Source organism: Paraburkholderia sediminicola (assembly GCF_046030555.1).
Taxonomy (GTDB): domain Bacteria; phylum Pseudomonadota; class Gammaproteobacteria; order Burkholderiales; family Burkholderiaceae; genus Paraburkholderia; species Paraburkholderia sediminicola_E.
Map to the genome: position 1 here is coordinate 44,283 of NZ_JAQQCH010000032.1, position 23,407 is coordinate 67,689.

The window sequence follows — 23,407 nt, forward strand, 5'->3', positions numbered from 1 at the left end:
AACCGTTTCATCTGCCGCGTGCGATTGGTGAATGGCTGGCCGATCGCACGCCGGCCGGGTCGTGCGTAACCGATCTCACCTGGGCGATGGCTTAAGGGATTAAGGCTTCAATGGAAATCTTTGGCGTTCCGCTACCGGCAATGCTGAGCCAACTGCTGCTGGGGCTCGTGAACGGCTCGTTCTACGCGATTCTGAGCCTGGGTCTGGCCGTGATCTTCGGCTTGCTCAACGTGATCAATTTCGCGCATGGCGCATTGTTCATGCTCGGCGCGATGCTCGCGTGGATGGGCCTGTCGTATTTCGGTCTGCCGTACTGGGTGATGCTGGTGCTCGCACCGCTGATCGTCGGCGTGTTCGGCATGGCGATCGAACGCTCGATGCTGCGCTGGCTGTACAAGCTCGATCATCTGTATGGGCTGCTGCTCACCTTTGGACTCACGCTGGTTGTCGAAGGCGTGTTCCGATCGGTCTACGGTTCGTCCGGCCAGCCGTACGACGTGCCGTCGGCACTCGCCGGCGCAACCGATCTCGGCTTCATGTATTTGCCGAACTATCGCGCGTGGGTCGTGGTGGCGTCGCTCGTGGTCTGCTTTGCGACGTGGTTCGTGATCGAGAAGACACGCCTCGGCGCTTACCTGCGCGCGGGCACCGAAAACCCGAAGCTGGTCGAGGCGTTCGGTGTCAACGTGCCATTGATGATCACGCTCACATACGGCTTCGGCGTTGCACTGGCGGCGTTCGCCGGCGTGCTTGCCGCGCCAGTGATTCAGGTCTCGCCGTTGATGGGCCAGCCGATGATCATCACCGTGTTTGCCGTGGTCGTGATTGGTGGCATGGGTTCGATCATGGGCTCGATTCTTACCGGCCTGATGTTAGGCGTGATCGAAGGGCTGACGCGCGTGTTTTACCCGGAAGCGTCGGCGACCGTCGTCTTCGTGATCATGGCGCTCGTGTTGCTGGTGCGCCCGGCGGGTCTCTTCGGCAAGGAAAAATGATGCAGAGAAAAGTGCTCTACGGTCTGCTGCTGATCGCGCTTCTCGCGGTGCCTGTGCTCGGCATCTATCCGCTATTTGTGATGAAGGTTCTGTGCTTCGCGTTGTTCGCCGCGGCCTTCAATCTGCTGATCGGCTACACGGGCCTGCTTTCGTTCGGCCACGCGATGTTTCTCGCTTCGGCCGGCTACGTTACCGGCTACGCGATGCAGACGCTCGGCTTCTCTCCGGAACTCGGCGTGCTGGCCGGCACCGCTGCGGCAACGCTGCTCGGGTTAGTGGTCGGCCTGTTCGCAATTCGCCGGCAGGGCATCTACTTCGCGATGGTGACGCTGGCGCTCGCGCAGATGGTCTACTTCGTATTCTTGCAGGCGCCGTTCACGCACGGTGAGGATGGCCTGCAAGGCGTGCCGCGCGGCAAACTGTTCGGCTTGCTGGATCTGTCGTCAGACATGACGCTGTACTTTGTCGTGTTGGCCGTGATGGTCCTGGCATTCCTGCTGATCGTGCGAATCGTGCATTCGCCGTTTGGGCAGGTGCTGGTGGCTATCAAGGAGAACGAGCCGCGCGCCGTGTCGCTCGGTTACGACACCGATCGCTTCAAGCTGCTGGCTTTTATCCTGTCCGCGGGGCTCGCCGGCCTGGCGGGCTCGCTCAAGGTGCTGGTGCAGGGCTTCGAGACACTGAGTGACGCCTACTGGACCATGTCGGGCCTCGTCATCCTGATGACGCTCGTCGGCGGCATGGGCACCCTGTTTGGGCCGCTGCTCGGCGCGGCGCTGATTGTTGCGCTCGAAGACCGGCTCGGCGATATTGGCACGGCGCTGGCTGCGTCGACGGGCGTTGAATGGTTCCGATCGCTGGGTGAATCGGTAACCATCGTCACGGGCCTGATTTTCATTGCCTGTGTGCTGGCATTCAGACGCGGCATTGTCGGTGAGATCGTCGCGCGTGTGCGGCCATTGCGAGCCTGAAACGGCGCCGGATTTTAAATTGCTTTGGCATCCGATATAATTCGACGGCCTTGAAGTCGGCTGAGCCGGGTCCTGTATTGTGCGGACCTGATCCCTGCGACCCAAGCTGCACCAAACGTGCCCCAAATTTGTGCCGCAGTGCACCACTAGGGTAATTGCTAGTTGTAGTCACCCAGGTGCTCGTTTAATCTTCATGCAGTTCTGATGCACCACGAATTTTGCAGGTGGAGAACGAGGAGACAATGAGGCACTCAGTGCCCAGACGAAAGCGCTGTTGGATTGATATCCAACAGCGCTTTTTATTTGTGCTTTTCGTAATTCCCCATTCAAATCTTCCGCTAAATCGGTGCCCCTTTTTTATTCACCGAACCCCTCCCGATTTCACTCGTTACCACCCTGCAAATTGCTTGCAGCGCGGGGCTTTTGTCCGCTAAACTTGCCATTCACCGACCGCTTGGTCGGCGAATCGAATCTGCGGGTTTGAATTCAAATGAATAACGGGGTAGACAGGGGAGCGGGATGAAGTCGGCATTGCGTTGGATGAGCGCCGTATGGGTCGCCGCCGAAAGCATTAAAAACATGCCTGCTTCCCACGGCATCTTCAACATGAGCACGAACGACTATGCTGGCCTCGACCAGCGGGCGCGTGCGATGGTGGGGATCGTTGGCGGTAAGTGGAAGCTGTCTGGCGACTGAGCGGAGACGAAGCGATACGGAACCCCATTAAAAAGACGCGTGCAGTTGACGCGTCTTTTTTATTGCCCGCGTTTGCTGAAAGGCGGTGCATGAAGTGCGTTGGACGAGTGAAGGTTGGGCGGTCAAAGCGCCGCGAAAGCGGCCGGTTTCAGGACAAACCCGCATTCGGGCGACAGTCTATTGACCATGGATGATGCAGAACGCAATACTACTAACATATTAGTGTTTCGCATATGGAAATCGCAGCAATGGTTCGCAGCAGGGAGTAGCACCAGAACGGAGAAGGCATTGGCGCTGAGCAGGGAAAACCATGCTTGGCATGCCTGAACCCTATAACTAGATTCAGACACCCGGCCCGTGAGCCGGATTCAGATACGCGCTTCAAAGCGTTTGGAGACTTGCAATGAAAAAGACAAAGCAATGGGTACGCACCGGTATCGCGATGGCGTTGATGTGCGGCGCGGGCGCTGCCTTCGCACAGGTGAAAATCGGCGTCACGCTATCCACCACGGGGCCGGCTGCATCGCTCGGGATTCCTGAGAAGAACACGATCGCGTTGCTGCCGAAAGAGATTGGCGGCAAGACCGTGCAATACATCATCCTCGATGATGCATCGGACACCGGCAAGGCCGTTCAGAACACGCGCAAGCTGATCGACGAAGACCACGTCGACGCAATCATTGGCTCGACCGTCACGCCGAATTCGCTGGCGATGCTCGACCCCGCAGCCGAAGGCAAGACGCCGGTGATCTCGCTGGCAGCATCGGCGGCGATTATTTCACCGATGGACGCCAAGCGCGCATGGGCCTTCAAACCGCCGCAAAACGACAGCCTGATGGCTGACGCAATCGCCGATTACATGGAGCGTCACGGCGTGAAGACGGTCGGCTTCATCGGCTTCGCCGATGCGTATGGCGACGGCTGGAACAACGTCTTTACCGCTGCGGCCGCGGCACACCATCTGAAGATCGTCTCCAACGAACGCTTTAACCGCACCGATGCGTCGGTGACCGGCCAGGTGTTGAAGACGATGAGCGCGAACCCGGATGCAGTGCTGATCGCGGGCGCGGGTACGCCCTCGGCGCTGCCGGCCAAGACGCTCAAGGAGCGCGGCTACAAAGGCAAGGTCTATCAGACGCACGGCGTCGCCAATAACGACTTCCTGCGCGTCTGCGGCAAGGATTGCGAAGGCGAGTTCCTGCCGGCTGGCCCGATCCTCGTGGCGGATCAGTTGCCGGAATCGAATCCGGTGAAGAAGTCATCGGAAGCGTACAAGGCAGCGTATGAGAAAGCGTATGGCGCGGGCTCGGTGGCGACCTTCGGCGGTCACGCATGGGATGCCGGCCAGATGCTGCAGGCTGCGATCCCGGTCGCGCTGAAGACCGCTCAGCCGGGCACGCCCGCGTTCCGCGAGGCGCTGCGTGGCGCGCTTGAAAACATCAAGGAGCTGCCGGTCTCGCACGGCATCATGAACACCACGACGACCGACCACAACGGCCTCGACAAGCGCGCACGCGTGATTGTGCAGATCGTCGACGGCAAGTGGAAGTTGCAGAACGACTAACAACAAAAGCGGTACGCGCCTCTCGCGCAACCTGCGGCACGTCATGCCGCATTGCCATTCTGTTCGATGACAATGGCAACGACCGCCGCGCCGTGTTCCGGCGCGGCGGTCGCCCTTTCTGGCATTGCACGTCAGTGACCGGCCGCGCTTTTTGCCGCCACGACTGTTTCCCGGTTTCGATTTTGACGCTTCAGGACGAGGAAGTATGGATCTATCAATTGCGGCGATCCTCGCGCAGGACGGCATTACCACCGGCGCCATCTACGCGCTACTCGCGCTCGCGCTGGTGCTGGTGTTCTCCGTGACGCGGGTGATCTTTATCCCGCAGGGCGAGTTTGTTTCGTACGGCGCGCTGACGCTCGCCGCATTGCAGACACAGAAATTTCCCGCGACATGCTGGTTGCTGATGGCGATGGGTGCGGCCTGTTTTGTCGTCGAGATTGCGGGGCTGGTGCGGCATCCCGAAAGGCGCCGGCACGCGGCGCGTACGCTGGTGATACTAGTCGGCAAATATCTGCTGTTTCCGATCGCGGTTTACGCGCTCACGCGGGGTGTTTTCCTACAACCGCTGCCCATGCTCGCGCAAATCGCGCTGACGCTGCTGATCGTGATTCCAATGGGACCGTTCGTCTATCGGCTCGCGTATGAGCCGATCGCGGAGGCGACGACGTTGCTGCTGCTGATCGTGGCAGTGGCGGTGCACTTCGCCATGGTCGGCCTCGGGCTCGTGATGTTCGGTGCGGAGGGTTCACGCACCACGGCGTTCTCCGATGCGACCTTCAACCTCGGCACGTTGTCGATTTCCGGACAAAGCCTGTGGGTGCTGGGCACGGCGGTGGTGCTGATCGGCGCGTTATATCTGTACTTTGATCGCTCGATTTCCGGCAAGGCTTTGCGCGCGACGTCGGTGAACCGGCTCGGCGCGCGGCTCGTCGGCATCGGCACGACGCAGGCAGGGCGCCTCGCGTTCACGCTCGCTGCGGGCCTCGGTGCGCTGTGCGGCATCCTCGTCGCACCCTTGACCACCATCTACTACGACTCGGGCTTCCTGATGGGTTTGAAGGGCTTCGTCGGCGCGATTATCGGCGGCCTGGTCAGCTATCCGCTGGCGGCGGCGGGCGCGCTTCTGGTCGGTCTGCTGGAGTCGTATTCGTCGTTCTGGGCGAGTGCTTATAAGGAAGTGATCGTGTTCACACTGATTATCCCGGTGCTGCTATGGCGGAGTCTGGCCAGCCCGCACTCGGAAGAGGAAGAGGAGTGACACGATGAAACGGATCATGCAAAACAAGTTCTTCTGGTTGTTCCTCGTGGTGCTGTTCGCATTGCCGGTGTTGCCGCATCCGATTCATGTGCCGGAGTACTGGGTGACGCTGCTCAACTACATCGGCCTGTATTCGATCGTTGCGATCGGTCTCGTGCTACTGACGGGTATCGGCGGGATGACGAGCTTCGGCCAGGCGGCGTTCGTCGGCATCGGCGCGTATGCGACTGCGTATCTGACGACGACGTACGGCGTGTCGCCGTGGCTCGCGCTGATCGCGGGTGTGGTGGTGACGGCATTGATTGCGCTGATGCTGGGACTCGTGACGATGCGACTATCGGGCCACTTTCTGCCGCTCGGCACGATCGCGTGGGGGCTTGCGCTGTTCTATCTGTTCGGCAACCTGGAGATGCTCGGCAAGTACGACGGCATTAACGGAATTCCAGTGCTGAATGTTTTTGGCATCAACCTCGAGTCCGGTCGCCATATCTATTACCTGATCTGGGTGGTGGTGCTCGGCGCCGTGATTTCTGTTCAGAATCTGCTTAATAGCCGCCCGGGGCGGGCGATTCGCGCATTGCGCGGCGGCGGCATGATGGCCGAGGCGATGGGCGTCAACACGGCGTGGATGCGCGTGGTGATCTTTGTCTATGCGGCGGTGTTGGCATCGATTTCGGGGTTCCTTTACGCGCACTTGCAACGCGCGGTAAACCCGACGCCGTTTGGTCTGAACCATGGCATCGAGTTTCTGTTCATGGCGGTGGTGGGTGGCGTCTCGCACGTCTGGGGCGCGGTGCTTGGTGCAGCGATCCTGACCATCCTGCAGGACTATCTGCAAACGCTGCTGCCGAAGCTGCTTGGCGAGAACGGTAACTTCGAAGTGATCGTGTTCGGCATTCTGATGGTGTTGCTGCTGCAATACGCTCGGCAAGGTGTCTGGCCGTTTGTCGCGCGGTTTTTCCCGAAAGGGCCGCGCGCGCATGTGTCGGATCACGCCGAGCCTTTGCCGCAGCGCAGCAAGCCGGCCGCGGGCGAAAACCTGTTGACGGTGAATAAGGCACGCAAGCAGTTCGGCGGCCTGGTCGCAGTGAACGACGTCAGCTTCGAGGTGAAAGCAGGGCAGATCATCGGGTTGATCGGCCCGAACGGCGCCGGCAAATCGACCACCTTTAATCTGGTCACAGGCGTGTTGCAGGCAACGAGCGGCGAAATTACGTTTCGCGGCGAGCGTATCGATTCGCTGAGTTCACGTGAAATCGTCAAGCGCGGCATTGGCCGCACCTTCCAGCACGTCAAGCTGCTGCCCGGGATGACGGTACTGGAGAACGTTGCGATCGGTGCGCATCTGCGTGGCCAGGCCGGGGTGTGGCGCAGTGTGGCGCGCCTGAACGGCGTGGAAGAAGCGCGCTTGATGGCCGAAGCGGCTCGCCAGATTCGTCGTGTCGGGCTCGAACAGCATATGTACGACGAGGCGGGTAGCTTGGCGTTGGGACAGCAGCGAATTCTCGAAATCGCTCGCGCGCTGTGCTGTGACCCGACCTTGCTGCTGCTGGATGAACCTGCCGCCGGGCTGCGGTATCAGGAAAAGCTGCAACTGGCGGACTTGCTGCGCCGCCTCAAAGCCGAAGGCATGAGCGTGTTGCTGGTCGAGCACGATATGGATTTCGTGATGAATCTCACCGATCGTCTGGTGGTGATGGAGTTCGGCACGCGGATCGCGGAAGGCTTACCGCAGGATGTTCAGCAAGATCCTGCCGTGCTTGAGGCTTATCTGGGCGGGGTGGAGTGATGGAGAACACGATGAATGCAACTGCACCGATTCTTGACGTGAACGGTTTGTCGGTCCGCTATGGCAAGGTCGAAGCGCTGCACGGTGCGGCAATCAAAGTGCGCCCCGGGCAGATCGTCTCGGTGATTGGTCCGAACGGCGCTGGTAAATCTACGTTGCTGAACGCGATCATGGGTGCATTGCCGACCACAGGTCATGCGAAAGGCTCGGTCCTATATCAGGGCGAAGACGTCAGCGCGGTGCCGGTTGAAAAGCGAGTCGCGCGCGGCATGTGCCTGGTGCCGGAAAAGCGCGAGCTGTTCGCGTCGATGACCGTTGAAGACAATCTGGTCCTCGGCGCGTATCGACGCAAGCGGGCAGGGGAGCGCAACTTTCTCGATCAACTCGAACCCGTCTTTACGCTTTTCCCGCGTTTGAAGGAACGCCGGAAGCAGGCGGCCGGGACGCTGTCGGGTGGCGAGCGGCAGATGCTTGCTGTCGGCCGTGCATTGATGGGCAAACCGGATCTGCTCATGCTCGACGAACCGAGCTTGGGTCTCGCGCCACTGATCGTGAAGGAAATTTTCCACATCATTAGCGCGCTGCGGCAGACCGGCGTCGCAACGCTGCTGATCGAGCAGAACGCACGCGCTGCGCTGCAGATATCCGACTACGGTTATGTGCTTGAAACTGGTGAACTGGCGCTGGAAGGGCCCGCGACTGATCTGGCGCAGAATCCACGTGTGATTGAAACGTATCTGGGGCTGGCCAAGAAGGTGGCTTAGCTCTCCAGTTTCGTCCAGTTTGCCGTGGTTCAAAGCGGTGTGTTTCACGTGAAACACACCGCTTTTTTGTTGCCTGGCCGTTCGGACGAAATTCGGGCCTAAACCGAACCCGTTATAATTCGCCCATACATTTTCCTCTGAAAGGCTCACGCGACGATCTGGCGTGAGATCCGCGATGCTTTTTCCCACAGAATTTGACGTAATCGTCGTCGGCGGCGGTCATGCTGGCACCGAGGCCGCATTGGCTTCGGCACGCATGGGCAATACGACCCTACTGTTGACGCATAACATCGAAACCCTCGGTCAGATGAGCTGCAACCCGTCCATCGGCGGGATTGGTAAGGGCCATCTGGTGAAGGAAGTCGATGCGCTCGGCGGTGCGATGGCCGCTGCGACTGACGAGGGCGGAATCCAGTTCCGCATCCTCAATTCGTCGAAGGGGCCGGCTGTTCGAGCGACGCGCGCGCAGGCGGACCGTCTGCTGTACAAGCAGGCGATCCGGCATCGGCTGGAGAATCAGCCAAACCTGTGGCTGTTCCAGCAGGCCGTCGATGATCTGATGGTGGAAGGCGACCGTGTTGTCGGTGCCGTGACGCAGGTGGGGATTCGCTTCCGTTCGCGCGCTGTTGTACTGACGGCTGGGACGTTCCTCGACGGCAAGATTCACGTGGGTTTGAACAACTACACTGGCGGCCGCGCCGGCGATCCGGCGGCGGTGTCGCTGTCAGCGCGCCTCAAGGAATTGAAGTTGCCGCAGGGCCGCCTCAAGACCGGGACGCCGCCGCGCATCGACGGTCGGACGATCGATTTCTCGAACCTTGAAGAGCAGCCGGGTGATCTGGACCCGGTGCCGGTTTTCTCGTTTCTTGGGCGTGTCGAGCAGCATCCGCGGCAAGTGCCGTGCTGGGTGACGCATACGAACGAGCGTACGCACGACATCATCCGTGGCGGTCTCGACCGCTCGCCGATGTACACGGGCGTGATCGAGGGGGTGGGGCCACGGTACTGCCCGTCGATCGAGGACAAGATTCACCGCTTCGCGTCGAAGGAATCGCACCAGATCTTCCTCGAACCGGAAGGGCTGACGACCAACGAGTTCTATCCCAATGGGATTTCCACCAGCCTGCCGTTCGACGTGCAACTGGAACTCGTGCGCTCGATGCGTGGTTTGGAGCATGCGCATATTCTGCGACCGGGTTACGCGATCGAATACGACTACTTCGATCCGCGTGGGCTGAAGGCATCGCTGGAAACTAAAGTCATCAACGGGCTATTCTTCGCGGGCCAGATCAATGGCACAACCGGCTACGAAGAAGCAGCTGCGCAAGGTTTGCTGGCGGGGATTAACGCCGGCCTGCAAGTGCAGGGTAAGGATGCATGGTGCCCGCGCCGCGATCAGGCATATCTGGGTGTTTTGGTCGACGATCTCGTGACGCGTGGTGTCTCCGAGCCGTATCGCATGTTCACGAGCCGCGCTGAGTACCGTTTAAGCCTGCGCGAAGACAACGCCGACATGCGCCTGACGGAGATGGGCCGCGAACTGGGTGTCGTCGACGACGTGCGTTGGGACGCATTCAGCCGCAAGCGCGACGCTGTTTCACGTGAAACAGAGCGCCTTCGCACGACGTGGGTCAATCCTAAGACGTTACCGGCAGAAGAAGCGACCGTATTGCTCGGCAAGCCGATCGACCACGAATACAGTTTGGCCGATCTGCTGCGCCGCCCGGGCGTGACATACGACGGCGTTTGCGGCTTGCGCGCGGGTGCCTGTGCTGCACCCGAAACGCTGGCCGAAGACGACGTGCTGCTCGCGCAGATCAAGGAGCAGATCGAAATCGGTATCAAGTACCAAGGTTATATCGACCGACAAGCTGATGAGATCGAGCGCAATGAGTCGCACGAAAGTACGCGTCTGCCGGAAGGTTTGGACTACGCCGAAGTACGGGGGCTATCGTTCGAGGCACGTCAGAAGTTGACGCAATTCCGCCCTGAAACTATCGGGCAGGCGTCGCGTATCTCCGGCATTACCCCGGCGGCAATCTCCTTGCTGATGGTCCACCTGAAGCGTGGGTTGGGGCGCCATTCGACGAAACCCGCCGAACCTGGCGCCGACAGCACACCGGTGACGCAATGACGGTGAGTCAGAAGGGATGTGGTAGCGAGGCATTGGCGCCGCGCTTGGTGGAAGGCGTCCGCGAACTCGGCCTCGATTTGAGCGACGCGCAACTCGGCAAACTGCTCGACTATGTAGCGTTGCTGTCCAAGTGGAATGCCGTCTACAACCTGACGGCGATCCGCGATCCGCGGCAAATGCTTATCCAGCACATTCTGGATTCGCTTTCGATCGTGCCGCATCTCGCTACGCGCGGTGCATCCTCGGTGCTGGACGTGGGCTCCGGTGGTGGCTTGCCTGGTATCGTGCTCGCTATCGTACTGCCTGACTGGAGCGTCACCGTGAACGACATCGTTCACAAGAAGACGGCGTTTCAGGCGCAGGCCAAAGCTGAGCTCGGCCTTGCGAATCTGTCGGTTGTCACGGGCCGTGTCGAGACTTTGCAGCCTGGCGTCGAAGTACCGGCAAAGTTCGACGTAATCGTGTCGCGCGCATTCGCAGAGCTCTCGGATTTCGTTACACTGGCCCGTCATCTGGTTGCGGAGCAGGGTGCGATCTGGGCGATGAAGGGCGTGCGGCCAGACGGCGAGATCGAGCGCCTGCCGGCGGGCGCCCACGTGGAACAGATCATTCGGCTGAACGTGCCGTCACTCGACGCGGAGCGGCATCTGATCAAGGTGCTGGTGGACGCCGATAACTGACGGCCATCGGTAGGCTCAAGGCACGTACCGCATAGCAGACGCGCTTTCCACTTTATTCAAGCAGCAAAAGGGACACACCAACGATGGCAAAAATCTTCTGCGTTGCGAACCAGAAGGGCGGCGTCGGCAAGACGACGACGGCAGTCAATCTGGCCGCGAGCTTGGCAGCGCAGGGACAGCGAGTCCTTCTCATCGATCTGGACCCGCAGGGCAACGCCACGATGGGCAGTGGCATCGACAAGGCGGCATGCGCGAACACCGTCTATGAAGTGCTTGTAGATGGCGTGTCGGTGGCAGATGCGCGGGTACGTCCGGAAGCCGTTGGCTACGACGTACTGCCCGCGAACCGTGAACTGGCGGGTGCCGAGGTTGAACTGGTCAGCGTGCAGAACCGTGAGCGCCAATTGAAGGCCGCCTTGGCGGCGGTCGAAAGTGAATACGACTTTGTGCTGATCGACTGCCCACCGGCTTTGTCGCTGCTGACGCTCAATGGTTTGTGCGCCGCGCATGGCGTGGTGATTCCGATGCAGTGCGAGTACTTCGCGCTCGAGGGGCTGTCTGACCTGGTCAACACGATCAAGCAGGTGCACGCAAACCTGAATCGCGATTTGAAAGTGATCGGCCTGCTGCGCGTGATGTTCGATCCGCGCATCACATTGCAACAGCAAGTCTCTGATCAGCTGAAAGAGCACTTTGGCGACAAGGTGTTCGATGTGGTGATCCCACGCAACGTGCGCCTTGCCGAGGCGCCTAGCTATGGGCTGCCCGGCGTTGTGTTCGATAAGGCATCGCGCGGCGCGCAGGCGTATGTGCAGTTCGGTGCAGAGATGATTGAGCGGGTGCGCACATTGAATGACGCGCCCCAGGCGTCCTAAGCGGATCGAGGAAGCACGATGAACGCAGTGGCAAGAAAGAAGGGGTTGGGCCGTGGTCTGGAAGCATTGCTTGGCGGCAGTGCGAACATTACAGATGCCGTGGCGATCGAGGGTGCGCCGAACGTGCTGCCGCTCAGCAAGCTGCAGGCCGGCAAGTACCAGCCGCGTACGCGCATGGACGAAGGCGCGTTGCAGGAGTTGGCGGCCAGCATTCGTGCCCAAGGGGTGATGCAGCCGATCCTCGTGCGGCCGGTTTCCGCGGATAGGTACGAGATCATTGCCGGCGAGCGGCGTTTCCGCGCCGCGCGCCTTGCCGGCCTCGACGAAGTGCCGGTGCTGGTGAGGGACGTGCCGGATCAGGCCGCCGCAGCGATGGCGCTGATCGAGAATATCCAGCGCGAAGATCTGAATCCGCTAGAAGAAGCGCAGGGTATTCAGCGCTTGCTCGACGAGTTTAATTTCACGCATGAGCAGGCGGCGGAATCGGTGGGTCGCTCGCGCAGCGCTGTATCGAATCTGCTGCGTTTGCTTAACCTGGCGACGCCGGTGCAGACGATGTTGCTGGCCGGTGATCTGGACATGGGTCATGCACGTGCGCTATTGGCCGTCGACGCTGCGACGCAGATCACGCTGGCCAATCAGGTCGTCAACAAGCGCATGTCGGTGCGGGAGACCGAAAAGCTGGTGACGGCGACCACCAAGGCTGCGCCGACAGTAAAGGCGCGTGCGAATCAGGACGGTGGCCGCGACACGCGGCGACTCGAAGAGGAGTTGTCCGATCTGCTTGCCGCAACGGTGAAAATCAAGCTCGGCCGACGCGGCCGTGGCCAGGTGCTGGTGGACTTCGGTGATCTGGACGCACTGGAAGGCATTCTTGTCCGCTTGCGCGGTAACGCCACGGCGTAATCGTGACAAGTTGAACGGAGAAGGGCGCTGGACATGCTTGTGAATTGCCTGGATGGTCGCTGGCAAGCTGTTTGGCGCACTTTCGACGATGGGTTTGGTTTTATCGGGTTTGCCGGCGTTACGTTCAAGGGGCGGTTTGATGATTTCCCCTGATTGATCGGCATACCGTATTAATACTGGGTGGATTCCTGATTAAATTCAACGCAAGATAGTCAGGAATACTGATGTGTCTGCTCGGCCACTTTTGCAATGAGGCTGCGTTGATCGTGTTGCGTGGGATTTGACTGGGCACAGATTGGTCAGGTCGCGTCGGCGATAAAGCGCACGTCGCCGTTTTTGTTCCCAATCCGGGCCGCGATGAAACGGTCGGCGCCGCGTGTGGATCGGCCAGACGGAGCAGGGTGGACGTCGGAACGAAGCCGGGCAAACCGACCGTGCTCGAAATTGGCCGCCTGGTTAGAAAACACAGCCTGACACGGGCGGCTGTTATTCGCCATTGAAGAACTCCCCGTACAAGCGCCGTGCGCCCCTACCCGGCGCCGTCCTGCATGTCTACCAAAGTGGGCAAAAATCGCCGTCTGTTGCATTTTTGAGACGTCCGCAGCAGCGTCGAAACGACGCATCCACGCACTTCAGCCTCCTCGATTCAAGGCGCATGTTTTGCCACTCCCCGGCCGCCTTACATTTGCCGTCTACGGAGCGGTCGGAATCACGCTCCCGCATGGTGAAGGCGGTTTTCACGCGGGTTATTGAACGGCCTAAAGTCTTGAATTGCCTGCAACTATCGCTTACAATCGCCCGGATTTAATTGCACGGCAACCCCGTAAGCGCAGCGTAAGCTCGCGGGCTGGAACAAGACTTTCGGAACACTGCGATGGCGGTTAAAACGTCGAATCAGGCGCCACAGAATGGGCACGACGAACACCGCGCTGAACGCACCGATTCCGTTGCGTCTACCGGTCAGCACGTTACAACTGACGATGCGTGGGATGTCGAGCAACAAGATAACAATATCGTTCCGCTCACGCGGGTCGAGGCTGAAAAGCTGTTTGGCCCGAATGTGAGTCGTCCATCGCGTGTCACGCCTTTCAAGGTCGTGGCGGCGCAAATGGTTTTGTCCCTGGGTGCGACGCTGGTGTGGTGGCTGTTCTACAAGCCGCCGGGCGCTGCTGCGCTGTCCGCGTTCCTGGGGGGAGCGATCTGCTGGGTGCCGAGCGCGCTGTTCGCGGCACGTCTTAGAACGCTGAGCGGCGCCGAAACAGCGATGAGCTGGATGATCGGCGAAGCGCTCAAGATGGGGACAACGATCGCGATGTTTGTAGCCATCGCTTTCTGGTATCACGACGTACGCTGGGTGCCGCTGCTCGTGACTTACCTCATCGCGCTCAAGACTTACTGGATCGCCCTCGCGTGGCGCTAAGGTAGTAGCAAGAGTAGCAACACAAAATTCAGGCTGGCGCGTAGCGCTGGCGTAAGGAGTGCGGATATGACACGATCCGCACCCGGCGTGTTCCCGCAATACAGAATTGCGGCGGGAACGGCCTAAGACGATTTTCGACAATTTGGGTGGCATTAACGATATGGCAGCTAGCGAAGGCACGCGCGCTCTGGATCCGTCCGAGTACATCGCGCACCACTTGCAGAACTTTTCCACCGCGCACCAGACGTCGATTTTCGACATTCATGTGTGGAATCTGGACACCCTTTTCTGGTCGATCGTTTGTGGTCTGGCCACGATCGCCATCCTGCATCTGGCGGCCCGCAAGGCGACGTCCGGCGTGCCGGGCCGTTTTCAGTGCGCGATCGAAATGCTGGTCGAGATGGTCGAAGATCAATCGAAGTCGATGATCCACGGCTCGCGCACCTTCATCGCCCCGTTGGCACTGACCGTGTTCGTCTGGGTCGCCTTGATGAACTCGCTCGACTTCATCCCCGTCGATTTGCCGGGCCGCGTGATCGGCTGGCTGGGCCTCTCGGAAGTCATCCCCCATCACCGCATCGTGCCGACGGCTGACCTGAACGGTACGCTCGGTATCGCACTCGGCGTGTTCGCGCTGATGATTTACTACAACTTCAAGATCAAGGGCGTAGGCGGCTTCGTGCATGAACTGCTGTCGGCTCCGTTCGGCGCGCATCCGCTGCTGTGGATTCCGAACCTTGCATTGAACATCATCGAGTTCGTCGCAAAGACGGTTTCGCTCGGCATGCGGCTATTCGGCAACATGTACGCGGGCGAGCTGTTGTTCCTGCTGATTGCCCTGCTCGGCAGCATGTGGGGTTTCGGCGCGGACGCGTCAGTGCTCGGCTTTATCGGCCACGTCATCGCAGGCACGGTTTGGGCGATCTTCCACATCCTGATCGTTCTGCTGCAAGCATTCATTTTCATGATGCTGACGCTGGTGTACATCGGACAGGCACACGACAGCCACTAATCACGGCTTGTTGAACGACGAATTGTTTTAGTTTTGTTTTATTAAATCCCAGTTCCAACCAGTTCCAAAAGACTTTTCACAAAGGAGTGATCATGCAAGCTTTCATCGCCAACATCCAGGGTCTGACCGCCATCGGTATCGGCATCATCATCGGCCTGGGTGCAATCGGCGCCTGTATCGGTATCGGCCTGATGGGCGGCAAGTACATCGAAGCATGTGCTCGTCAGCCGGAATTGATGAACCCGCTGCAAACCAAGATGTTCCTGCTGGCTGGTCTGATCGATGCGGCTTTCCTGATTGGTGTTGGTGTGGCAATGCTGTTTGCGTTCGCGAACCCGCTGCTGTCGAAGCTGGCAGGCTGAGGTTCCTCGGAAGTTTGCGCCTGAGCTATAACTGGTAAAGGCGCAGGGCGGAACGGGCACTTGGGCGCTGATCGAATACAGAATCGATGAGCGCCTTGCCGTTTCACTTTCCGAACTAGCAACGTTTAAGGAAACACCGTGAATCTCAACGCAACCCTGTTTGCGCAAATGGTCGTGTTCCTGATCCTCGCGTGGTTCACGATGAAGTTCGTGTGGCCGCCGTTGATCAACGCCCTCGACGAGCGCTCGAAGAAGATTGCTGACGGTTTGTCTGCCGCTGAAAAGGGCAAGGCTGAACTCGAAGCCGCTCACAAGCGCGTCGACCAGGAACTCGCTCAGGCACGCAACGACGGTCAGCAACGTATTGCTGACGCAGAAAAGCGCGCTGTGACAGTCGCTGACGAAATCAAGGCTCAAGCACAAGCTGAAGCCGCTCGCATCATCGCGCAAGCGAAGGCGGACGCGGACCAGCAAGTCGTGAAAGCACGCGAAACGCTGCGCGGCGAAGTCGCTGCACTCGCCGTGAAGGGCGCCGAACAGATCCTGAAGCGCGAAGTCGACCAGGCAGCTCATGCTGACCTGCTGAATCAACTGAAAGCTGAGCTCTGATCATGGCCGAACTTGCAACCATCGCCCGTCCGTACGCAGAAGCGCTGTTTGGCGTGGCCGAAGCTGGTGACATCGCCGCCTGGTCCACGCTCGTGCACGAGCTGGCACAGGTTGCGCGTCTGCCCGAAGTGCTGTCGATCGCCTCGAGCCCGAAAGTAAGCCGCGCCCAGGTCAGCGAACTGCTGCTGGCTGCGGTCAAGTCGCCGCTCAAGGACAACGCGCAAGCGAAGAATCTGGTGCAAATGCTGGTGGACAACCATCGCCTGCAATTGCTGCCGGAAATCGCTACGCAGTTCGAAGAGTTGAAGAATGCCCGCGAAGGGGCGGCAGATGTGCTGATCGTCAGCGCATTCCCGCTCGAAGGCGCGCAGTTGAACGAACTCGTCGCAAGTCTCGAACGCAAATTCAAGCGCAAGCTGAAGCCGACGGTCGAAGTCGACTCGTCGCTCATCGGCGGCGTGCGCGTGACGATTGGTGACGAAGTGCTCGATACCTCGGTCCGCGCGCGGCTTGCCAGCATGCAGACGGCTCTGACGGCCTGAAGCGCCTAAAGCGCTGAAGCGGCTGGCACGCAACAGAATTGACTATCAGGAGCGAATAATGCAACTCAATCCCTCTGAGATCAGCGAGCTGATCAAGAGCAGGATCCAGGGCCTTGAAGCGAGCGCAGACGTTCGCAACCAGGGCACCGTGATCTCCGTGACCGACGGTATCGTGCGTATTCACGGCCTGTCGGAAGTGATGCAGGGCGAAATGCTCGAATTCCCGGGCAACACCTTCGGTCTCGCGCTGAACCTCGAGCGCGACTCGGTCGGCGCCGTGATTCTGGGTGAGTACGAACACATTTCGGAAGGCGACGTCGTCAAGACGACAGGTCGCATTCTCGAAGTGCCGGTGGGTCCGGAACTGCTCGGCCGCGTGGTCGATGCACTCGGCAACCCGATCGACGGCAAGGGTCCGGTCAACGCGAAGAAAACCGACGCGATCGAAAAGATTGCTCCGGGCGTGATCTGGCGTAAGTCGGTTTCGGAACCGGTCCAGACCGGTTTGAAGTCGATCGACGCGATGGTGCCGGTTGGCCGTGGCCAGCGTGAGCTGATCATTGGCGACCGCCAGTGCGGCAAGACCGCAGTCGCAGTCGACGCGATCATCAACCAGAAGGGCAAGAACCTCTTCTGTATCTACGTCGCGATCGGCCAGAAGGCTTCGTCGATCATGAACGTGGTGCGCAAGCTGGAAGAAACCGGCGCGCTGGAATACACGATCGTCGTGGCGGCTTCGGCTTCGGAATCGGCTGCGATGCAATACCTCGCACCGTACGCCGGCTGCACGATGGGCGAATACTTCCGCGACCGCGGTCAAGATGCGCTGATTGTGTATGACGATTTGACCAAGCAAGCTTGGGCATACCGCCAGATCTCGCTGTTGCTGCGCCGCCCGCCGGGCCGCGAAGCATACCCGGGTGACGTGTTCTATCTGCACTCGCGTCTCCTGGAACGTGCTGCTCGCGTCTCGGAAGAGTACGTTGAGAAGTTCACGAACGGCGAAGTGAAGGGCAAGAGCGGTTCGCTGACGGCACTGCCGGTCATTGAAACGCAAGCAGGCGACGTGACCGCATTCGTTCCGACGAACGTGATCTCGATTACCGACGGTCAGATCTTCCTGGAAACCGACCTCTTCAACGCAGGTATCCGCCCGGCAATTAACGCCGGCGTGTCGGTCTCGCGAGTGGGTGGTGCGGCTCAAACCAAGGTTGTGAAGAAGCTGTCGGGCGGTATTCGTACCGACCTCGCACAGTACCGTGAACTCGCAGCGTTCGCGCAGTTCGCATCGGACCTCGACGAAGCGACCCGCAAGCAACTGGAGCGCGGCCGCCGCGTGACGGAACTGCTGAAGCAGCCGCAATATCAACCGCTGCAAGTGTGGGAACTGGCGATCGCGCTGTTCGCCGCGAACAACGGTTACCTCGACGATCTGGAAGTTGCGCAAGTGCTGCCGTTCGAAAAGGGCCTGCGCGATTACCTGAAGTCGAGCCACGCTGACCTGGTCAAGCGCATCGAAGATACCAAGGAACTCTCGAAGGACGACGAAGCCCTGCTGCATACGGCTCTCAAAGACTTCAAGAAGTCCGGCGCTTATTGATCCGCGAGTGATCCGCAAGGCATAAACGGACCTTGAAGCGGCGCGGGCCGCAGGCAACTGAACCCGCGCTGCTTCGATGGGACCCGAGTGGGCGCTAAAGCGCTAACTCGGGCCGACAAGGAGCAAGCAATGGCTGGAATGAAGGAAATTCGCGGCAAGATCAAGAGCGTGCAAAACACGCGCAAGATCACGAAAGCGATGGAGATGGTGGCCGCATCGAAGATGCGCCGCGCTCAGGAGCGCATGCGCGCTGCTCGCCCGTATGCCGACAAGGTCCGCGATATCGCTGCGCACATGAGCCGTGCGAACCCGGAGTATCGTCACCCATTCATGGTGTCGAACGAAGGCGCCAAGACGGCCGGCATCATCCTCGTCACGACCGATAAAGGTCTGTGCGGCGGTATGAACACCAATGTGCTGCGTGCGTCGCTACAGAAGTTCAAGGAACTGGAAGGCCAGGGCAAGACGATCGAAGCAACTGCGATCGGCACCAAGGGTCTGGGTTTCCTGAATCGTCTGCGCGCCAAGGTGGTGTCGAATGTCGTGCATCTGGGCGACACGCCGCATCTGGAAAAGCTGATCGGCGCGGTGAAGGTGCAGCTCGACCTGTACTCGGAAGGCAAGGTTTCGGCGGTGTACCTCGCGTACACGCGCTTCGTCAACACGATGAAGCAGGAGCCGGTGATCGAGCAACTGCTGCCGCTGTCGGCAGATCAGTTCGAGCGCAAGGACGAAGACGGCACGACGCCGAGCACGCAGTGGGACTACATCTACGAGCCGGATGCACAGGCAGTGGTGGACGAACTGCTGGTGCGTTATGTCGAAGCGCTGGTCTATCAGGCCGTCGCGGAAAACATGGCATCGGAGCAGTCGGCACGAATGGTCGCAATGAAGGCCGCTTCGGACAATGCGAAGACGGTCATCAACGAACTGCAGCTCGTGTACAACAAGAGCCGTCAGGCCGCGATCACGAAAGAACTGTCGGAAATCGTCGGTGGCGCAGCGGCAGTCTGACCCTAATGGTCAGGCGAGCCGCTTCGTGCGCGCCCGTGAGGCGCGCCCCGTCCCGGCGACCCATCGAAATTGCGCCTTTGCGCGAGTGAAGAATTGAGTATCTAAAGGAAAAGCGATGAGTACTACTGCTTTGGTAGAAGGCAAGATCGTACAGTGCATCGGCGCGGTGATCGACGTGGAATTCCCGCGTGACCACATGCCGAAGATTTACGACGCGCTCATTCTCGACGGTTCGGAACTGACCCTCGAAGTCCAGCAGCAGCTGGGCGACGGCGTTGTCCGTACCATCTGTCTGGGTGCCTCGGATGGTCTGCGCCGCGGTACGACGGTGAAGAACACCGGCAAGCCGATCAGCGTGCCGGTTGGCAAGCCGACCCTCGGCCGGATCATGGACGTGCTGGGTCGCCCGATCGACGAAGCCGGCCCGATCAACTCGGACGTGGTTCGCGGTATTCACCAGAAGGCGCCGAAGTTCGACGAACTGTCGCCGTCCACGGAACTGCTCGAAACCGGCATCAAGGTTATCGACCTGATCTGCCCGTTCGCCAAGGGCGGCAAGGTTGGCCTGTTCGGTGGCGCCGGTGTGGGCAAGACCGTGAACATGATGGAACTGATCAACAACATCGCGAAGGAACACGGTGGTTACTCCGTGTTCGCCGGTGTTGGCGAGCGTACCCGTGAAGGGAACGACTTCTATCACGAAATGAAGGACTCGAACGTTCTCGACAAGGTCGCGCTGGTGTACGGTCAGATGAACGAGCCGCCGGGCAACCGTCTGCGCGTGGCGCTGACCGGTCTGACGATGGCTGAGCACTTCCGTGACGAAGGCCTCGACGTGCTGTTCTTCGTCGACAACATCTACCGTTTCACGCTGGCAGGCACGGAAGTGTCGGCACTGCTCGGCCGTATGCCGTCGGCAGTGGGCTATCAGCCGACGCTGGCTGAAGAAATGGGCAAGCTGCAAGAGCGTATTACGTCGACCAAGACCGGCTCGATTACGTCGGTTCAGGCCGTGTACGTCCCTGCGGATGACTTGACCGACCCGTCGCCGGCTACGACCTTCGGCCACCTGGACGCAACGGTCGTGTTGTCGCGTGACATCGCTTCGCTGGGTATCTACCCGGCAGTGGACCCGCTCGACTCGACCTCGCGTCAGATCGACCCGAACGTGATCGGCGAAGAGCACTACGCGATCACGCGCGGCGTGCAGCAAACGCTGCAGCGCTACAAGGAATTGCGCGACATTATCGCGATTCTGGGTATGGACGAACTGGCGCCGGAAGACAAGCTTGCCGTGGCGCGCGCTCGTAAGATCCAGCGTTTCCTGTCGCAGCCGTTCCACGTCGCTGAAGTGTTCACGGGCTCGCCGGGCAAGTACGTGCCGCTCAAGGAAACGATTCGTGGCTTCAAGATGATCGTTGACGGCGAGTGTGACCACCTGCCGGAACAAGCGTTCTACATGGTCGGCACGATCGACGAAGCCTTCGAAAAGGCCAAGAAGATCCAGTAAAGGTCGGGTGTAACGAAGCGGGCGCCGGCCTCGCGCGGATCGGTACTTAACTGTACCGGCACGCAGAGCCGGCGCCTCTTACTACGCTCAACAGCCTCGCATGGAACCGGAGTAAGCGCTAAAGCGCCAACTCTGGCCGCCACAGGAGTCGACATATGGCAACTATCAAAGTAGACGTCGTCAGCGCGGAAGAGCAGATCTTCTCGGGCCAGGCGAAGTTTGTCGCGCTGCCGGGCGAAGCGGGTGAACTCGGTATTCTGCCGGGCCACACGCCGCTCATTACGCGGATTCGTCCGGGTGCGGTGCGCATCGAAGCTGAAAACGGCGAAGAAGAGTTTGTGTTCGTCGCCGGCGGTATTCTCGAAATCCAACCTGGCGCTGTGACGGTTCTCGCCGACACGGCGATCCGCGGTAAGGATCTCGACGAAGCCAAGGCCGAAGATGCACGCAAGCGCGCGGAAGAAGCGCTGCAGAACACGGGTTCGAACCTCGAATACGCAACCGCGCAAGCGGAACTGGCGTATGCGACGGCTCAGCTCGCTGCGATCCAGCGTCTGCGCAAGCTGCGCGGTCAGAACTAGGCATTACGTACCAGAGAAAAAGCAGCCTTTGTGGCTGCTTTTTTTTAACCTCTACTTGACGTTTACGGAAAGGTAAGAGAAATTCGGTTTTTGCCCGTAACAGATCCGTAGTGATCTGTTCGGAGATCGCAGGTTGCAGCCGAATTTGGAAGTGGCAGGAGCAGATGCAACCGCGACGATCCGCGGGCGCCATCCAGCTTGCAGCCTGCCGCTGACGGCGTCCATCCATGCGCTGCGGGTAAGACTTGATGCCGTCCCGACATCTGCCGGTGGCACAATCGGTTTCAAATTCATTTCAATCGACTGGGCGAGCTTCCGCTCACGGAGACAACACCATGGCAACGCACATGTCAGGCGAAGGCGCACTCATCGAACCCAAAGACAATCTGTCGTATGTTCGCGGATCGACCGAGATTCCGTTGAGCGAAGCGCCGGTCGGGCAATTTCTGCGCGACACCGCCGCGCGCTTCCCTGATCGCCCGGCCGTGGTGTTTCGTGAGCAAGGAATCCGCTGGACATGGAAGGAGTTCGCCGAAGAAGTGGACGTGCTGGCGTCGGGGCTGCTCGCGCTTGGTATCGAGAAGGGCGACCGGGTGGGTATCTGGTCGCCGAACCGCGTGGAATGGCTGCTCACGCAGTTTGCGACCGCGCGCATCGGCGCAGTGCTCGTCAACATCAATCCAGCCTATCGGCTCGCCGAACTCGAATATGCGTTGAACAAGGTCGGCTGCAAGGCGATCATCGCTGCCGAGCGGTTCAAGACGTCGATGTATCTCGAAATGCTCCAGGAGCTCGCACCGGAATTGGCGACGCAAGCTCCGGGCGCACTGCGCGCCGCTCGTTTGCCGGAACTGCGCTACGTGATTCGCATGTGCGACACGGAAACACCCGGCATGCTGACTTTCTCCGACGTGATCGAACAGGGCCGCGCGACGCTCGATGTCGCGAAGCTCGACGCCATCGGCGCGACGCTGTCCTGCCACGAGCCCATCAACATTCAGTTCACCAGTGGCACGACGGGCAATCCGAAGGGCGCGACGCTCACCCACAGCAACGTCGTCAACAACGCGCGCTATATCGCGATGGCGATGCGTCTAACGGAGCAGGACGCCCTGTGCATTCCCGTCCCGCTCTATCACTGCTTCGGCATGGTGTTGGCGGTTCTGGCATGCGTATCGGCCGGCGCGAACATGGTGTTCCCGGGCGAGGGCTTCGACCCGGCCGCGACCCTGGCAGCCGTCGCCGAAGAGCAGTGCACCGCGCTGCATGGCGTGCCGACGATGTTCATCGCCGAACTTGATCATCCGAACTTCGCCACGTACGACTTCTCGCGTCTGCGCACCGGCATCATGGCCGGCTCTCCATGCCCGATCGAGACGATGAAAAAGGTTGTCTCGAGGATGCATCTGAACGAGATCACCATCGCCTACGGCATGACTGAAACGAGCCCGGTGTCTTTCCAGAGTTCGACCACCGATCCACTCGACAAGCGCACGACGACGGTCGGCCGGATCCAGCCGCATCTGGAAGTGAAGATCGTCGATCCCCTCGGCGAGATTGTGCCGGTGGGCGAGACGGGCGAACTGTGTACCAAGGGCTATTCGGTGATGCAAGGCTACTGGGGCGACGAAGCGAAGACGCAGGAAAGTATCGTTGACGGCTGGATGCATACTGGCGATCTGGCGACGCTCGATGCCCACGGCTACTGCAACATCGTCGGCCGCCTGAAGGACATGCTGATTCGCGGCGGTGAAAACATCTACCCGCGCGAGATCGAGGAGTTCCTGTTCCGCCATCCGAAAATCCAGAGCGTGCAGGTGTTTGGCGTGCCCGATTCGAAGTACGGCGAGGAAGTGTGCGCGTGGATCGTATTGCGCTCAGGAGAGCAGGCCACAGCTGAGGAAATCCAGCAGTTCTGCCAGGGCCAGATCGCGCACTACAAGGTGCCGAAGTACATTCGCTTCGTCGACGAATTGCCAATGACGGTGACCGGCAAAGTGCAGAAATTCGTCATGCGCGAACGGATGATCAGCGAGTTGAAGGTGCAGGAAAACAAGACGGCCTGACGGACATGCGGGTTCGGGGGGGGGGGGGGGGGGGGGGGGGGGGGGGGGGGGGGGGT

Annotated in this window: 21 protein-coding genes and 1 pseudogene; 21 read left to right on the forward strand and 1 reads right to left on the reverse strand. The window is 60.0% G+C overall.

Features of this window, described 5'->3' with window-relative positions; translation table 11 throughout:
* Nucleotides 1-110 precede the first annotated feature (110 nt).
* The 11 genes and pseudogenes from PQQ52_RS30955 to PQQ52_RS31005 all read left to right on the forward strand — a co-directional run bounded on the left by PQQ52_RS30955 (nt 111) and on the right by PQQ52_RS31005 (nt 12,635).
* A complete protein-coding gene (locus tag PQQ52_RS30955) occupies nt 111-995 on the forward strand; it encodes a branched-chain amino acid ABC transporter permease (protein ID WP_408220170.1) in 885 nt (294 codons plus the stop codon).
* Entirely contained in the window at nt 995-1,966 is a 972-nt protein-coding gene (locus PQQ52_RS30960) for a branched-chain amino acid ABC transporter permease (RefSeq protein ID WP_408220222.1), read from the forward strand. Before PQQ52_RS30955 ends, PQQ52_RS30960 begins: the two co-directional genes overlap by 1 nt.
* Nucleotides 1,967-2,539: 573 nt before the next feature.
* A pseudogene (locus PQQ52_RS30965) lies at nt 2,540-2,662 on the forward strand (ABC transporter substrate-binding protein); the annotation flags it as partial.
* 403 nt (nt 2,663-3,065) lie between these two features.
* Entirely contained in the window at nt 3,066-4,226 is a 1,161-nt protein-coding gene (locus PQQ52_RS30970) for an ABC transporter substrate-binding protein (RefSeq protein ID WP_408220173.1), read from the forward strand.
* A gap of 205 nt (nt 4,227-4,431) precedes the next feature.
* On the forward strand, nt 4,432-5,487 hold the full coding sequence (locus tag PQQ52_RS30975) for a branched-chain amino acid ABC transporter permease (RefSeq protein ID WP_408220175.1): 1,056 nt from the start codon (nt 4,432-4,434) through the stop codon (nt 5,485-5,487).
* Nucleotides 5,488-5,491: 4 nt separating this feature from the next.
* Nucleotides 5,492-7,276: a branched-chain amino acid ABC transporter ATP-binding protein/permease gene (locus PQQ52_RS30980; RefSeq protein ID WP_408220178.1), complete on the forward strand. Its 1,785-nt coding sequence runs from the start codon at nt 5,492-5,494 to the stop codon at nt 7,274-7,276.
* A gap of 11 nt (nt 7,277-7,287) precedes the next feature.
* Nucleotides 7,288-8,040 carry an ABC transporter ATP-binding protein gene (locus tag PQQ52_RS30985; RefSeq protein WP_408220181.1) on the forward strand — a complete coding sequence of 251 codons (753 nt, stop codon included), beginning with the start codon at nt 7,288-7,290 and terminating at the stop codon, nt 8,038-8,040.
* Between the two features lie 175 nt (nt 8,041-8,215).
* Complete coding sequence (gene mnmG / locus PQQ52_RS30990; RefSeq protein WP_408220184.1) at nt 8,216-10,174, forward strand: tRNA uridine-5-carboxymethylaminomethyl(34) synthesis enzyme MnmG; 1,959 nt, start codon at nt 8,216-8,218, stop codon at nt 10,172-10,174.
* Complete coding sequence (gene rsmG, locus PQQ52_RS30995; protein ID WP_408220187.1) at nt 10,171-10,854, forward strand: 16S rRNA (guanine(527)-N(7))-methyltransferase RsmG; 684 nt, start codon at nt 10,171-10,173, stop codon at nt 10,852-10,854. Before mnmG ends, rsmG begins: the two co-directional genes overlap by 4 nt.
* Nucleotides 10,855-10,937: 83 nt before the next feature.
* Nucleotides 10,938-11,729, forward strand: coding sequence for a ParA family protein (locus PQQ52_RS31000; protein ID WP_408220190.1), 792 nt, complete (start codon nt 10,938-10,940; stop codon nt 11,727-11,729).
* Nucleotides 11,730-11,747: 18 nt separating this feature from the next.
* Nucleotides 11,748-12,635: a ParB/RepB/Spo0J family partition protein gene (locus PQQ52_RS31005; RefSeq protein ID WP_408220193.1), complete on the forward strand. Its 888-nt coding sequence runs from the start codon at nt 11,748-11,750 to the stop codon at nt 12,633-12,635.
* A gap of 299 nt (nt 12,636-12,934) precedes the next feature.
* Here PQQ52_RS31005 and PQQ52_RS31010 read toward each other — a convergent pair whose 3' ends face one another.
* Nucleotides 12,935-13,132: a hypothetical protein gene (locus tag PQQ52_RS31010; protein ID WP_408220196.1), complete on the reverse strand. Its 198-nt coding sequence runs from the start codon at nt 13,130-13,132 to the stop codon at nt 12,935-12,937.
* Between the two features lie 377 nt (nt 13,133-13,509).
* Between PQQ52_RS31010 and PQQ52_RS31015 the strand changes: the two genes are divergently transcribed.
* The 10 genes from PQQ52_RS31015 to PQQ52_RS31060 all read left to right on the forward strand — a co-directional run bounded on the left by PQQ52_RS31015 (nt 13,510) and on the right by PQQ52_RS31060 (nt 23,351).
* Nucleotides 13,510-14,055, forward strand: a complete 546-nt coding sequence (locus PQQ52_RS31015; RefSeq protein ID WP_408220199.1) for an ATP synthase subunit I — start codon at nt 13,510-13,512, stop codon at nt 14,053-14,055.
* Between the two features lie 160 nt (nt 14,056-14,215).
* Nucleotides 14,216-15,067, forward strand: a complete 852-nt coding sequence (gene atpB, locus PQQ52_RS31020; RefSeq protein ID WP_169490585.1) for a F0F1 ATP synthase subunit A — start codon at nt 14,216-14,218, stop codon at nt 15,065-15,067.
* A gap of 92 nt (nt 15,068-15,159) precedes the next feature.
* Nucleotides 15,160-15,429, forward strand: a complete 270-nt coding sequence (atpE, locus tag PQQ52_RS31025; RefSeq protein WP_007180033.1) for a F0F1 ATP synthase subunit C — start codon at nt 15,160-15,162, stop codon at nt 15,427-15,429.
* Between the two features lie 138 nt (nt 15,430-15,567).
* Nucleotides 15,568-16,038 carry a F0F1 ATP synthase subunit B gene (locus PQQ52_RS31030; RefSeq protein WP_074281809.1) on the forward strand — a complete coding sequence of 157 codons (471 nt, stop codon included), beginning with the start codon at nt 15,568-15,570 and terminating at the stop codon, nt 16,036-16,038.
* Between the two features lie 2 nt (nt 16,039-16,040).
* A complete protein-coding gene (locus PQQ52_RS31035; RefSeq protein ID WP_408220202.1) occupies nt 16,041-16,580 on the forward strand; it encodes a F0F1 ATP synthase subunit delta in 540 nt (179 codons plus the stop codon).
* 58 nt (nt 16,581-16,638) lie between these two features.
* On the forward strand, nt 16,639-18,180 hold the full coding sequence (gene atpA, locus PQQ52_RS31040) for a F0F1 ATP synthase subunit alpha (protein ID WP_408220205.1): 1,542 nt from the start codon (nt 16,639-16,641) through the stop codon (nt 18,178-18,180).
* Nucleotides 18,181-18,309: 129 nt separating this feature from the next.
* Complete coding sequence (atpG, locus tag PQQ52_RS31045; protein WP_115781412.1) at nt 18,310-19,194, forward strand: F0F1 ATP synthase subunit gamma; 885 nt, start codon at nt 18,310-18,312, stop codon at nt 19,192-19,194.
* Nucleotides 19,195-19,309: 115 nt separating this feature from the next.
* On the forward strand, nt 19,310-20,704 hold the full coding sequence (gene atpD, locus PQQ52_RS31050; protein ID WP_408220208.1) for a F0F1 ATP synthase subunit beta: 1,395 nt from the start codon (nt 19,310-19,312) through the stop codon (nt 20,702-20,704).
* Nucleotides 20,705-20,859: 155 nt separating this feature from the next.
* Nucleotides 20,860-21,285, forward strand: coding sequence for a F0F1 ATP synthase subunit epsilon (locus PQQ52_RS31055; RefSeq protein WP_012434800.1), 426 nt, complete (start codon nt 20,860-20,862; stop codon nt 21,283-21,285).
* Between the two features lie 335 nt (nt 21,286-21,620).
* Nucleotides 21,621-23,351: an AMP-binding protein gene (locus PQQ52_RS31060; RefSeq protein WP_408220211.1), complete on the forward strand. Its 1,731-nt coding sequence runs from the start codon at nt 21,621-21,623 to the stop codon at nt 23,349-23,351.
* The last annotated feature ends 56 nt before the right edge of the window (nt 23,352-23,407 follow it).